The sequence below is a fragment of the Methylobacterium ajmalii genome, assembly GCF_016613415.1.
Taxonomy (GTDB): domain Bacteria; phylum Pseudomonadota; class Alphaproteobacteria; order Rhizobiales; family Beijerinckiaceae; genus Methylobacterium; species Methylobacterium ajmalii.
Map to the genome: position 1 here is coordinate 1 of NZ_JACWCT010000115.1, position 11,325 is coordinate 11,325.

Annotated in this window: 17 protein-coding genes; 5 read left to right on the forward strand and 12 right to left on the reverse strand. The window is 67.0% G+C overall.

The genetic code is table 11. From position 1 onward, the window contains the following. Both HPY23_RS21585 and HPY23_RS21590 read left to right on the forward strand, forming a co-directional pair. A partial coding sequence (locus tag HPY23_RS21585) for a phage tail tape measure protein (protein WP_200649674.1) occupies positions 1-1,834 on the forward strand: 1,834 nt, incomplete at its 5' end. 7 nt (positions 1,835-1,841) lie between these two features. Further along, positions 1,842-2,474, forward strand: coding sequence for a DUF6889 family protein (locus tag HPY23_RS21590; protein ID WP_200602152.1), 633 nt, complete (start codon positions 1,842-1,844; stop codon positions 2,472-2,474). Between the two features lie 5 nt (positions 2,475-2,479). Here HPY23_RS21590 and HPY23_RS21595 read toward each other — a convergent pair whose 3' ends face one another. After that, complete coding sequence (locus HPY23_RS21595) at positions 2,480-2,875, reverse strand: hypothetical protein (protein WP_200602137.1); 396 nt, start codon at positions 2,873-2,875, stop codon at positions 2,480-2,482. A 1,265-nt stretch (positions 2,876-4,140) separates the two neighbouring features. Here HPY23_RS21595 and HPY23_RS21600 point away from each other — a divergent pair. Then, complete coding sequence (locus tag HPY23_RS21600; RefSeq protein WP_200602138.1) at positions 4,141-4,347, forward strand: hypothetical protein; 207 nt, start codon at positions 4,141-4,143, stop codon at positions 4,345-4,347. Positions 4,348-4,624: 277 nt separating this feature from the next. On the opposite strand, the gene HPY23_RS21605 is transcribed toward HPY23_RS21600, so the two are convergent. The 9 genes from HPY23_RS21605 to HPY23_RS21645 all read right to left on the reverse strand — a co-directional run bounded on the left by HPY23_RS21605 (position 4,625) and on the right by HPY23_RS21645 (position 8,980). Beyond that, positions 4,625-4,906 carry a hypothetical protein gene (locus tag HPY23_RS21605; protein ID WP_200602139.1) on the reverse strand — a complete coding sequence of 94 codons (282 nt, stop codon included), beginning with the start codon at positions 4,904-4,906 and terminating at the stop codon, positions 4,625-4,627. After that, a complete protein-coding gene (locus HPY23_RS21610) occupies positions 4,906-5,088 on the reverse strand; it encodes a hypothetical protein (protein ID WP_200602140.1) in 183 nt (60 codons plus the stop codon). Before HPY23_RS21610 ends, HPY23_RS21605 begins: the two co-directional genes overlap by 1 nt. Continuing rightward, positions 5,085-5,366 (reverse strand): hypothetical protein, encoded by a 282-nt coding sequence (locus tag HPY23_RS21615; RefSeq protein ID WP_210346866.1) that lies wholly within the window; start codon positions 5,364-5,366, stop codon positions 5,085-5,087. Before HPY23_RS21615 ends, HPY23_RS21610 begins: the two co-directional genes overlap by 4 nt. Before the next feature lie 3 nt (positions 5,367-5,369). Further along, a complete protein-coding gene (locus HPY23_RS21620; RefSeq protein WP_200602141.1) occupies positions 5,370-6,314 on the reverse strand; it encodes a hypothetical protein in 945 nt (314 codons plus the stop codon). 70 nt (positions 6,315-6,384) lie between these two features. After that, positions 6,385-7,608, reverse strand: coding sequence for a hypothetical protein (locus HPY23_RS21625; protein WP_200602142.1), 1,224 nt, complete (start codon positions 7,606-7,608; stop codon positions 6,385-6,387). Positions 7,609-7,670: 62 nt separating this feature from the next. After that, entirely contained in the window at positions 7,671-7,958 is a 288-nt protein-coding gene (locus tag HPY23_RS21630) for a hypothetical protein (protein WP_236012988.1), read from the reverse strand. A 10-nt stretch (positions 7,959-7,968) separates the two neighbouring features. Next, entirely contained in the window at positions 7,969-8,259 is a 291-nt protein-coding gene (locus HPY23_RS21635) for a hypothetical protein (RefSeq protein ID WP_200602143.1), read from the reverse strand. Positions 8,260-8,263: 4 nt separating this feature from the next. Next, positions 8,264-8,671: a hypothetical protein gene (locus HPY23_RS21640; protein ID WP_200602144.1), complete on the reverse strand. Its 408-nt coding sequence runs from the start codon at positions 8,669-8,671 to the stop codon at positions 8,264-8,266. Positions 8,672-8,683: 12 nt separating this feature from the next. Continuing rightward, on the reverse strand, positions 8,684-8,980 hold the full coding sequence (locus tag HPY23_RS21645) for a hypothetical protein (RefSeq protein WP_200602145.1): 297 nt from the start codon (positions 8,978-8,980) through the stop codon (positions 8,684-8,686). 86 nt (positions 8,981-9,066) lie between these two features. Here HPY23_RS21645 and HPY23_RS21650 point away from each other — a divergent pair, with 86 nt between their 5' ends. Both HPY23_RS21650 and HPY23_RS21655 read left to right on the forward strand, forming a co-directional pair. Beyond that, on the forward strand, positions 9,067-9,336 hold the full coding sequence (locus HPY23_RS21650; RefSeq protein WP_236012989.1) for a helix-turn-helix domain-containing protein: 270 nt from the start codon (positions 9,067-9,069) through the stop codon (positions 9,334-9,336). Positions 9,337-9,345: 9 nt separating this feature from the next. After that, a complete protein-coding gene (locus HPY23_RS21655) occupies positions 9,346-9,579 on the forward strand; it encodes a hypothetical protein (RefSeq protein WP_200602146.1) in 234 nt (77 codons plus the stop codon). A gap of 248 nt (positions 9,580-9,827) precedes the next feature. On the opposite strand, the gene HPY23_RS32705 is transcribed toward HPY23_RS21655, so the two are convergent. Continuing rightward, positions 9,828-10,193: a hypothetical protein gene (locus tag HPY23_RS32705; RefSeq protein WP_210344684.1), complete on the reverse strand. Its 366-nt coding sequence runs from the start codon at positions 10,191-10,193 to the stop codon at positions 9,828-9,830. Between the two features lie 44 nt (positions 10,194-10,237). Further along, on the reverse strand, positions 10,238-10,885 hold the full coding sequence (locus tag HPY23_RS21665) for a nucleotide-binding protein (protein ID WP_200602147.1): 648 nt from the start codon (positions 10,883-10,885) through the stop codon (positions 10,238-10,240). Positions 10,886-11,325: the final 440 nt, after the last annotated feature.

Sequence of the window (11,325 nt, forward strand, 5' to 3'; positions counted from 1 at the left end):
CATCAAAGCCTTCTCCTACGGGGTGAGCCAGCTCGGCGGCACGGCGGCCGGCGCGCAGTCCTCGCTTGAGAACTTCGCCCGGTTCATGAAGATGAACCCTCAGGGTTCCGAAGCGCTATTGAAGCAATACGGCGTGACGACCCGAGACGCCAACGGCCAGCTTCGCGATAGGACGAAGCTCATCTCCGATCTAGGGAAGGCGCTCAACGGCAAGAGCTTTGCGGTTCGATCTTATGTTGGCGAGATATTCGGAATTGACGAAAGCACGCTAACGGCTCTTGGCAGAAACATTGATGTGTTCGCGGAGCAGTACCGCGCATCAATGAGAAAGGCGGGCCTTGATCCCGACAAGGCCGCCGCGGATGGCAATAAGCTCGCGACGACGTGGCGCCAGATCGGGGCGGCAATCGACATCATCGGGGCAAAGGTCACATCCCGACTGTTCGGCACTCAGGATAATGTGTTCAAGGAGTTCTTGGACTTCCTGGATCGCAACGGGGACAAGATTGCCGAAATCATCGAGAAGGTAGTTAAGGCGGTGATCGCGCTCGCGACTGCCCTTCTCAAGCTCCTCACCAGCAAAGAGGCAAAGGATTTTCTGGACGGCATCCTGTCCACCCTCGGCACCGTGGATGAGAAGACGGGGAAGTGGGAAGCCTCGATTGACAGCCTACAGACCGCGCTCAAGGTCTTTGCGGCCTACGTGCTGACGACATGGGTAGCGAAGCTCCTCCTGGCCTTCCGCCTCGTCGGCGCCGGCTGGGGCGGGCTTCTCGCCAGCTTCGGCATTGGCGGGTTTGCTGGGGCGGGGTTGCTGGCCGGCGCGGGTATCGCAGGAGCCGCGACAGCCGCGCAGCTTCCCGGACAGGTCGCGAAGGGCAACGTTGATCCGGCGACCGGCGGCGCCCTCGACACGAACCCTATGGGGGACATCGGGAAAGAGAACTCGGGCAAGCTCGGCAAGCTCTATCGGAGGTATGCCCCGACATGGCTCGGCGGGCGGAAGCCGAATATCCGCTATGGCGACAAGCCAGGCGCGGGCGGAGGCGGCGGAGGGGGCGGCACCGCGAGCATCGGCAAGATTAGTCGAGCCGGCAACGCGCGAGCCATCATTGATGAGCTTAGGGCGGCAGGCTACAACGATAACGCCGTCGCGGCCATTGTCGGGTCTATGCAAACGGAAAGCGGGCTAAACCCTGCTGTCCCGGAAAACAGCTACAACCGCGGGCATATCGGCCTCTGGCAATGGGACCGCAACCGCTGGCCGCGCATCAAGAAATGGATCGAAGGCCAAGGCGGCGACCCGATGGACGCCCGGTGGCAAACGAAGGCTTGGATTGCGGAGCACAACGCCAAGCCCGGCGATCCGATGTACGACCATCCGCGGACGGCCAAGGGCGGCGCCATCCTTCGCGGCAACCCAACCATAGACGAGGCGATCCACGGCGTTCGCGAGAGCGAGCGTTTCGGGGCCGGCGAGGAAGGCGGCCGGGGCGCGAAGGCTCGGGGGTGGCTGCCCCACCTGGACACGATCGGGCGCGAGGTCGGCAAGGCGACGAAGATCAGCGACGCCCAGGTCATCGCGGCCGATGATGGGCATTGGAGCCGCGTTTCCCGAGCCCTCGGGGATAAGGACTTTGCGGCCATGCACGGGAACTATCAGGCCGCTCAGATGGGCGGCATCAACCGTAGCTCGACCACAACTAACTCACCCACGTTCACCACGACCATTACAGGCATTAGCGACGCATCCTCCGCTGCAATGACAATCGACAGAAACAATCGCAGGCTTACGAAGGAATTCTTTGAGCGGGGCGTTCCGCAGGGCAACTAGGTGATAAATGACTATCTCTTACGAAAGCAAGCTGCTTACGATATCGACGGGAACCGATTTGTATCGAACGCCCAGAATGAATGCGTTTGATCAATTCTGGTGCCTAAGGGCTCTTGAACCGATCTTAGAGGGACTTAACGCATCTGCTAAGGCCAGCAAATCGGGAGGTGGTGCCACTAATCCGCTTCTCTCGGCCTTCACGGATATGCCGGATGAGATGCTGGACGGTATCATCAGCCGCGCCCTTCGGCACGCCCATCGTTGCCCCGGCGGGGAGGACGGCTGGCGCCCGATGTGGAACGCTGACGCTGACGAGTTGATAGAGGGTGAGGTCGATTTACAGGAGCTTTTGCAGTCAACAGCCCTTGTCGTGTGGAAAAACCTGCAACCTTTCTTTTCCAGAAAGGCGTTTGACTGCCAGCCACTCGGCAAAAGACCTCCGAGCTTCGATGCCGTTACACTCCCCGATGGGCTGTCGTGGCTTCTCACGCCAGTCCGTCGAGGAATGTGCCGCTATGAAAGTCTCTTAGACGGCACCTTAAACATTGCAGACCTTGCACTTATGAATGATTTCATTCAAGCCGAAAGCGAAAACGAAAGCAGGGCTTATAAAGCCGCAGAGGAAAGCCGGGACAAGTAGCCCGACTATTTCGGCAGTTTGCCCTTATATGTGCCGATCGGGCTATCGCCATTGATGACGATGCCCGCGGCTGGCGTAGCCGAGCGCAAGTAAATGTTGCGGCTGCAATCGTCCTCGCCTTCGTCCGACAGATGACCGGACCTAGGATCAATGATCCCGACCCTTGATCCGTCTCGCGATATGACGAGGATACCTTCGCGCGAAGCCATCAGCGTTCCACGAAGCGTTCCGAATTGCTCACCGCCTGACATGCCATCGTTGCGAACGGTGACCTGTCCCGGATCTTTCATGGGCTCAAAGCTTACCGGGCCGCCGAACACGGTCATGAGCTTGCAGGCTTGCGCCTGAGGCGCGGTCACGATCACCGCGGCGACCGCAAAGAGAACCGCTCTACTCCACATCGGGGACCTCGGCGCGACTTCGGCTCGCAAGGTATGGGGATTGCACTCGCCCCTGTCGAGGTGTCGCACAGCGATCCGCAGCCCGAGCCGGTGACGGACTGGCATGGCCGCCCCCGCGACCCTGCCCCTCGGCAGAGCTTTGAGCCGTTCCGCGTCCCTGGCGGTCATAGACCCATGCCTCGCCGTAGCCGTGCAAGGGCCGCCTCCAACCCTTCACAGGCTGGTCCGGCTTCTCCCTCTTTGACCTCTCCCATAATCACCCCCCTATCCGGGGAAGGGTGCTTTTGGGCGAGAAAGGTTTCGGATGTGGCCCTAGGGCTTGCGACGTTGGGCGCTGGCGCCCGTTGGGGCTCGGGACGCGGGATTGGCCGCCGGGCGGGCGTCGGGGCTCCACGGGCCGCTAGCGCCCGCGCATTCGCTGCCGTGAAAGCTACGGCGTACTCCTCCCCGAACCGATGCAGGATCGCCCTTCGCTGAAGGCCGCCATCTGTCCGCTGGTAGCGCTTCCCGGGATCGGGCTCATATCGAGCCAGGAAGCCCACCTCGACCAAAGCCGCGAGGGCGCCGCGCACCCGGGCCTCAGACAGGCCAAGGTCGTCACGATCGGCAATCGCCCTCCTATCAACCGGGATCGCGCATAACAGCCGCCGCGGGCTGCTCCAAAAGCGCGCGAGCCACACCGCCAAGGCAAAGGCGGCCTCCCGGTTCTTCCGGCTCGCCAGCGCGGCCAAGAGCCGATCGCGGATCCCGGCCGGCAATCGGTACGGACCGGCGCTGTCGGGGCACCAGGCGGCCCGGCTGGACGCCGCCTCACGCCGTTGGCGGGGGCCGGCAAACTTCATCGCGGCGGGCGTTTCGCCATCCCCCCGGGCATAGGCGTGCGTCATCGTTCGGCCCTCGTCGGGCCGCGGTTCAGCATTCGGCGCCGCCGGTCGGGCGGTCCGTTCACAAGGCAAGCCGTCCCCGTCTCCGAAAGCGACGCTTCGGATTGACACGCTCGGCGATTTCGGGGGATGATCCGTCTGTATCGGACTGGATCGGCCCCCTCGGGGCTTCAGACCCCTGGCGGCCCTGGCAGGCTTCCGGGGGTCTCGCTTTTTGTGGCTGCTGTCGCGGCGGTGATCCTGTTAGCGACTCGCGGGATGCGGGCCGCCTTAATCAGCCATTCGGCACGAACGGCAACGGTTCGTCAAACTTTGGCGGGTTGGCGCTCGCCTGAATGCCGGATAGGCCGGTGCATCACCCGCCATGGGAGGGGCCGAGCCGTGAGCCATCCGCCTGCCGACCCCCAGCCCCTCGACGTGATCGCGCGCGAGTTGCACGAGCATAACCGCCCCCGCATCCAAGGCTGCCCCACATGGGAAGACCTCGACATGACGGACCCGTTCGAGGCCGGATTGATACGGCTGGCCTATGATCGGGCGCGGGCCTTCGTGGAGATGCACCCGGCGGGAGACGATGGCGATGCGTGACACCCGAGGGCCGAGCCAGGGCCGCCCGAAGCACCGCGACGACCCCGCGCCGCCGCGGCCGAAGCAAGACGAGCCGATCCCGCCCGAGGCTGCCGAAGGGATGGGCCTGCCGCTGAGCGATGGCGAGAAGCGGAAGCGGGCAGATGCGTTGCGGCTGAGGCGCGAACGAGGATGAAACAGCCGACCCCTGAAACAGCGAGCCCCGCCGGCCGGGTGGCCTGACGGGGCTGGTGGACCGATACGCAACGCGGCCCATGCGCAGGATGATGGGGAGCGGTTAGCGCTTCCTCAAGGTGCGATCGAACAGCCGGCGCACCTCCGCCACGTCCAGCGGCACCTCGCACCGGAGCAAGCCGGCGGCCTCCTCGTGGCAGTCGAGCCAGAGGCGGGCGAAGTGGACGAAGCGTCCGCCGGCTCGCTCGAACCCGACACGGGCCGCCCGCTTGCTGGCGCGTTCCATCCGGCGGCGGAGGTAGCGGACCCGGATGCAGAGCCAGAGGAACCGGGCGGTCTCGCGCGGGGACAGGCGCGGTTCGGAGGTCGGCAGAGCGGTCGGCATCAGAGCCCCACGAGCCAGAGGACGAGGAGCCCGGCGGCGGTGACGACGTTGCCCCGACCGGCCTCGTGGCCCGCCGCGGCGAGCACCTGGCGCTGTATGGCCCGGAGGCGCATCAGGCCGAAGGCGACCCCGCGGGGCTGCCCGAGGGCGAGGGACAGGCGGGCGGTAGCGGCGAGCTTCACGGGCGGTTCTCCGAGGCGATGGTTTCAAGGTCGCGGTCTCCGCCGCGAAGCCACACGAGCTGCGAGACGTGTCCCTCGGGGGCGCCAAGGGACGGTTCGTCGTCCCCGCCGTCCTCGTCGTCGGGGTTGCCGTCCATCTGGTCGAGGATCGCAATCAGCTTGTCGGCGGTGTCGAGGGCGGCTTGTGCCGCAACCTCGATCTGCTCCCGGAAGGCGGCTTGGGCGTCCCGGGGTTTGGTCGGGCGAGGGCGGGGGCGGAAGGTCACGATGTTGGACACCGGCTAGACCTCCTTCATGTCGTCGGGGCCGGCCTTGCCCTCGAACGCCCAGGCCGGGGCCGAGCCCTTGCCCGCTCGCGCCTTCAGCGCCTCCCACTTCGCGTCGCTGTCCGGGCCGGCCTCGAACCCGGCCCATTCCGGCAGGGGTTCGACGCCCGAAACCGCCATCATCGCCCGGATCGCGGCCGCAAGGCGCCGCTCCTCGGTATAGCGCTGGTCGTCCATACCGTCGTCTTTGGGCCGTCCGATTGCCTCCTCGGCGTTGACGGACAGGGCCAGCGCCAGAGCGCCGAGCCCGGCGAGCGTGGAGGGCGGAGGCAGGGCCGTGATGTCCTTCGCCACATGCCAGCAATGGGTGAGCACCCTGGCAAAGGCGCGGTCCTCGGGCGAGTTCGAGGCGCACTCTCCGAGCGGATGCGCGTCACGGGTCCAGGCGAACGCCTGCCGCAGGGCGGGCAGCATGGCGACATGGGGATCGGCATGGCCGGCCAGCGGGGGCGCCACGCCTATCGCGTCCGCGTCCGACTGCACCGACCGGGACAGGTCATCGAACGGCTTCGCAAAGCTCTTGATCCGGCATAGGTCGAGAAGCGACGCCTTGGCCTGCATTCCCTCGACGGTGTGGGCCCGGGTCGAAACGATCCGTGCCAGGACCGCCACGCCGCGCTGTTCGAGGCGCACCCAATCCGGGTGATCGAATGCGTCGGGGTGGTTGGTCGCCGCGAGGGTTTCGTCTTGGGCCTTCCCGATCGCGACGAACTCCTGAACGAGAGAAATCAGGATGCGATCCACGATCGCGCCGGCCTCCGCGGTGGCGGGAGCGCCGGCTTCAAGCTTCGGCGGGCGGGTCACCAAGCGGGCCGCGACCTTCAGGGCGGCGGCGCGGTCCCGGAGGCTCGGGCGGCTCGGGTCGCGGCGGAGGACGTTGCGCAGGTTGAGGGAGGGCATAGGCGTGATCCATGGTTGCCCCGGGAGTGCCGGGGCGGGCTGAAAGACGAGGGCGGGGAATGGATCGGGCTTAGACAGTCCAGGCGCGGGCGATGTCGGCGAGAAGTGCGTTGTCGTGGATGCGCCCGTTGCCGCTCAACTCATGCGTGATCCGGCTCATAAGAACCTCGTCAGCGTCGTTCTCCGACTGCGGCACGCGCCGGGCCATTTCTTCTATGCAGTCGTTAAACAGTCCGGCTAAGCGATCGGCTTCCCGATCGATGATCTTCCCGGCCGAATTGAAGCTCCGGTGATAAGCGGGCCCGTCGCCATTCCAGAAGCACGGAAGCTGCCCGAGGGCCGAGAGGTGATCCCAGGTGGCGCGGAGCGCTTCGTAGAGCCGCGCGAGTTCCCGGATGGAGCAGCCGGACAAGTCGATTTGCTCCGCTGACAGCTTGGCCCGCTCGCCGTAGTCGAGGGCGGCCGGCGCGGGGGCGGGCTCGCCGATGGGCGCTTCTCCCCGGGCAGCCGCGCCATCGCGCAGGGCGCGAAGCACCTCCGCCGTGTCTTCGTCTAGCTGATGGTCGTTCTCGATGACCGTGCTGGACAGATAGGCGGTGAACGTCAGGCAGCCGGCGACGGTGGTCGGTCGGGTCGCGAGCAAGGCGCGAAAGGCTTCCCGCTCGGTATGGCGAGCCGCAGCATCGGCCACCCGCGCCGCCTCGTATTCCGGCGTCCCGCCGTGCGTATCGTTCCAGACGCACATGAGCGGGTGCCACACGGCATGCGCGGCCCGGTGCGCTTCGATGGCCGCAAGGACCGGATCGGGCGCTGTCTCGGCCGGCCGGCCGACCTGGCGCATGGCCTCCGGCTCCCGGGCGTACTCACCGAGGGCGATGTTGCGGAAGGCGACGGCCATCGGGTGATCGCGCTCGGTTGCGGTATCGTCCCCGCGGGAATTCCCCTGGCGAGAGATGACGGCCGCGGCGTAGGCGGCGCGATCGGCGTCCGATGTCAGGGGCGAGTGCAGGAGCGCCCGGAACGCCTCCTCCTCCGCCTGACGCCGCTCGGCGAGGTCCGGCATCCCGTAGGCTTCGGCATACAGGGCATAGCCATAGGCCATCTCGTGCGCGGCCAGGAGCGCGGCGAGGGCGGCGGAGGGCTTGCCGGCGCCGGCCAGAGGCGGGCGGGTGACCTCGGCCGACTTGCGGCCCATCACCTTCGCGGCCGAGCCCTTGAGGGCGGCGTAGCGCTCGCGCAGGGACAGGCGGGGCGCGTCGGGATTACGGCGGGGGAGCTTGAGGGACAGCGACATTGCGGCATCCTTGGTTTGCGAGTTTCAGGGATTGCGGTCTTGAGCCCTTGCGGGGTTGTGGATCAGAGGAGCGACGCGAGACCGATCAGGTGCATCCCGGCCGCGATCAGGACGAAGGCCGAGAGGAGGTCGCCGGAGGCGTTCAGGAAGCGGGCGGCGCGCACGAAGGCGGTATCCGGCCGGGAGGCGGTGACGGCCTCCCACGGCTCGCCCTCGCCGGGCACGGGCTCGTCGGGCGGCAGGGTGGGCGCGGCGCGACGATAGACCGGCGAGGGGAAGTAGCTGCGGGCGGCCGGCGCCTGCCAGGGGCGCACGGGCATGTCGGTGAGGCGGCGGGGAGCGGAGGACATCGGCCGGACCTCAAGCCATGCGCGCGAGGACGACGGCGAACCGCTCGAACAGGTCCACCCTGTCGAACTCGGTTGCCGTCTCGGCGAGATGGCCCGCGAGGCTGGCGGCTTCGGCGAGGTTGGCCGGGGTGAGCGCCAGCAGGGCGTTGAGCGCCGCCGTCTCCTCGGACGCGGCCCGATCGGCGATGGCGAGCATCTGGGGTTCGTCGGGGGCGGCGTCCTCCTCGGCCTGCACGTAGTCGGTCACGGCCTGCGTCACGGCCAGGAGCGCGCTGCGGTGGTCGTCCAGGGCGGCCAGCAAGGGGCTACGCCGGGGCGGCGGCGCTGGCGAAGATGCCGGCGCCGAGGATGGTCGCGAGGAGGCCGCGGCGGGCCACCTGGGGCGCCGCCGGGACGGGAGCGGCCTGCGGGGGCGCCTCGACGGGCTGGGCGACAGCGGCGGCCTCGCGCTGCATGACGGCCACCTCATGATCGGCCACGATGCACGCCCGGTCATGACCGGCCGGGGCAATCTCGCGGTCCGTCGCCTCGATCGAGTAGGCGTAGGGGCAGCCCGGAACGGCCTTGAAGTCGTAGTGCCGCGCGAGGGCGCGAAGGGCGTTCTTGTCGTTGCTGTAGCCGTCCCGGTTCAGGGGAATGCGGGTGCCGTCGGCCTCGGCCACGAAGAACCGGCCGGAGGTGGCATCGGCGATGATGGAGACGGTGCGGGCCATGGGTTCGGATCCTTAGTGAGTGCGAGCGGCGCGGGCGGCCTTGGCGAGCGCCCAGGTAGCTTTGAGGGTGACCGACAGGGCCTCGCCCCAGGTCGAGCCGGTGCGGCCCTGGTGGACCTTCGCGGCGGTGATGGCGGCCGACATGATCGCGGCCTTGTCGTAGGCACCGCCGACCACGAGGGGGCGGCGCTTGGCGGAGGTCGCAGCAATGAACCCCTGGGCGGCGAGGAGACCGGCCGGACGCTTGGCGCGGTCGGCCTGGATCGCCTTCATCGCGGTAGCCCAGTGGAGGGATCGGGTGGAGGCCATTGCTGTATCCCGTTTGCAGGGCTACAATACGCCTTGCCTGGGTTCTGTCAACAGCCCTGCAAAACAAATACAGCTTTGGAGCAACGATGGCCGTTCGGATCACCCCGCGGATGTGCAAGGCGGCAAGGGCTTTCCTCGGATGGCAGCAAGCAGACTTAGGCACAGCCTCCGGTGTCTCTAAGTCAACGATCGGTGCTTTCGAGGCTAAAGAGGAGACAGCTTACCTTACGGTAATGAATAATAAGGCTTTGTTGGAGGCGTTCGAGCGCGCCGGACTTGAGTTCATTGCCGAAAACGGCGGCGGCGCCGGCATCCGCTTCCGCAACCGGGCCGATGGGACGCGGGATGAGCACTGAGGGCGAGCCGTGAGCCTGATACACAACGAGCGGGCCAAGCTGTCGGCCACGTTCCTGAACAACATTGCGGTGGGCGTGATCGGTAGCGGCTTGATCGCGCCGTTCTTCGTGGCGCTCTACGGCCTCGGGAACCTGACGGCCGAGCAGATCCGTTTCTTCGGTCTCGCCGCGCCGGGTTGGGTTCTCCTCGGGGTGGGCCTACATTTCCTCGCGAGGGCCGTTCTAGGAGGGCTCAAGGAATGACGTGGTTCGAGCTTTACGCACTGGCCGGCGGCCCCCTGGTGATCTTCGCCGTAGGGGCGTGGCTCGCCTATGACGCCAACCGCTGGCGGTGGCATCGGCCATAGGGCCGGATCCTTGCACGCCGCGCGTGCGGTGATTGGGCCTCGCCCTGACGCCAGCGGAAAGAGCTTCCGGTGGCCGGGCGCCCCGCGATGGGGGCGAACCGGGATCGGACTATCGGAAACCGATATTCGCCCCACGGTGGGGCGCTATTCGCCCTCGGGGCCTTCGGTGCCGTGCTTACCTGTCCGGCGCTCCACGATCGGCGGCTGTCCGTACTTCAACAGCACGTCGTTCAGGGCCTCGACCATCAGGCTTTCCAGGCTGACGCCATCCTCGTCCTTTTCGTCGGCGAGACGCCGCAGGGCCGCCCATCCGCGGCGGTTGATCCGTACCTGAACCGTCTTCACGTCCGGGTGCGAGCGGCGAGGCACGGGCTTGCGGGTGGTTGCTGCCCTCGGCGCCGGATCAGCCGGTGTCGGGTTCGAGGCGGGCGGCTCTGCCGGGGCCGCCGCCGCGGCGGCGGGCTTCTGAACGGCAAGGTTCGTGAGCGAAGGGCGCTTGGGTGCCGCCATAGGTTCGGGCTTTCAGGGTTTGCGGGGATCGGTGGTTCGGGGGATCAGGACTTCCGGGGGAAGCTCTCGGCGAGCTTGGCGACCGCGGACCACATCGCCAGGATCTCGCCGGCCGCTCGGCCTTCGGGATCGTATTCCGTGACGGACTGGCCGGTGATGAGGGCGTGAGAGAACGCGGCGCGCTGCGACACCTGGCCGGGCAGCACCGGCGCTCCCATGCTCGACAGGACCACGCGGGCCTCTGCAACGACGGTCGGCTCACTCTCCCGGGTCGGCGGCGGGGCGGCGTTGATGATGCACGCCATGGGAGCCTTGAGCGCGCGAGCCATGTCGAGGGTCTTGGCGGCGGCCTTGAGGTCGAACGGGCCCGGCCGAACCGGAATGACGGTGATGCTCGCCCGGGACATCAGCGAAGCCATCAGCGGCGCGTTGTGCGGGGCGCTGTCGATGATGACCCATCGCACGTCCTCGTCGGCCGCGGCGTCGAGCACCTGGGCGATGCTGTTCGCGTCGGCCTGGGCGAGTAGCGGCGTCTCGGCCTCGCGGCTGGTGTACCAGTCCGTCAGCGAGGCTTGGGGGTCGGCATCGATCAGGAGCGTCTTGCCGTCCTGGGCGGCCAGCGCCGCGAAGTGCGCCGCGATGGTGGACTTGCCGGCGCCGCCTTTCTGGGTCGCAACAAGGATGACGTGCATCTGGGCGGGATCCTGCGACGCTTCGGGCTTCGGGCATTCAGGGCATCCCGGGTTAACGGAAGCCTGACAGTCGGAAAGCACGAAGGCCGGGGATCGGGCAAGCCGCAACTCACGGGAGCGTGAAGGCCGCAAAGCGGGGGATCATGGTTTCAGGGAATGAGGGTTTGGGTTGCCTTGGCATGTGAATGAGCGTAACTTTCGATAAGAGTTATTCTCGAAAGTTTCAGGCGAGTGCGGTCGCGGGGTCGGTGATGAAACAAAGCCCAGGCTATCATTCATCCGCAGGCGCCGACGTGGTAAGCTCGCCTCGCTTTGCGGGTAGGTTGCCGGCGCTGTCGTCCTCGCAGGAGGTTGGCCGCGCCGGCGCTTCGCCCTCGTGCTCTCCTGACGCTGATGTGATATCGTCCTATCGCTTGGTCGGGGGGTTGCCGGCACGGGGT

Excerpts from the sequence above, each read along its gene's own strand:
- HPY23_RS21590 (WP_200602152.1), top strand. The coding sequence starts at position 1,842 with ATGACTATCTCTTACGAAAGCAAGCTGCTTACGATATCGACGGGAACC.
- HPY23_RS21630 (WP_236012988.1), bottom strand. The coding sequence starts at position 7,958 with ATGTCCTCCGCTCCCCGCCGCCTCACCGACATGCCCGTGCGCCCCTGG.
- HPY23_RS21640 (WP_200602144.1), bottom strand. The coding sequence starts at position 8,671 with ATGGCCCGCACCGTCTCCATCATCGCCGATGCCACCTCCGGCCGGTTC.
- HPY23_RS21620 (WP_200602141.1), bottom strand. The coding sequence starts at position 6,314 with ATGCCCTCCCTCAACCTGCGCAACGTCCTCCGCCGCGACCCGAGCCGC.
- HPY23_RS21645 (WP_200602145.1), bottom strand. The coding sequence starts at position 8,980 with ATGGCCTCCACCCGATCCCTCCACTGGGCTACCGCGATGAAGGCGATC.
- HPY23_RS21625 (WP_200602142.1), bottom strand. The coding sequence starts at position 7,608 with ATGTCGCTGTCCCTCAAGCTCCCCCGCCGTAATCCCGACGCGCCCCGC.
- HPY23_RS21605 (WP_200602139.1), bottom strand. The coding sequence starts at position 4,906 with ATGCCGACCGCTCTGCCGACCTCCGAACCGCGCCTGTCCCCGCGCGAG.
- HPY23_RS21665 (WP_200602147.1), bottom strand. The coding sequence starts at position 10,885 with ATGCACGTCATCCTTGTTGCGACCCAGAAAGGCGGCGCCGGCAAGTCC.
- HPY23_RS32705 (WP_210344684.1), bottom strand. The coding sequence starts at position 10,193 with ATGGCGGCACCCAAGCGCCCTTCGCTCACGAACCTTGCCGTTCAGAAG.
- HPY23_RS21595 (WP_200602137.1), bottom strand. The coding sequence starts at position 2,875 with ATGTGGAGTAGAGCGGTTCTCTTTGCGGTCGCCGCGGTGATCGTGACC.
- HPY23_RS21650 (WP_236012989.1), top strand. The coding sequence starts at position 9,067 with ATGGCCGTTCGGATCACCCCGCGGATGTGCAAGGCGGCAAGGGCTTTC.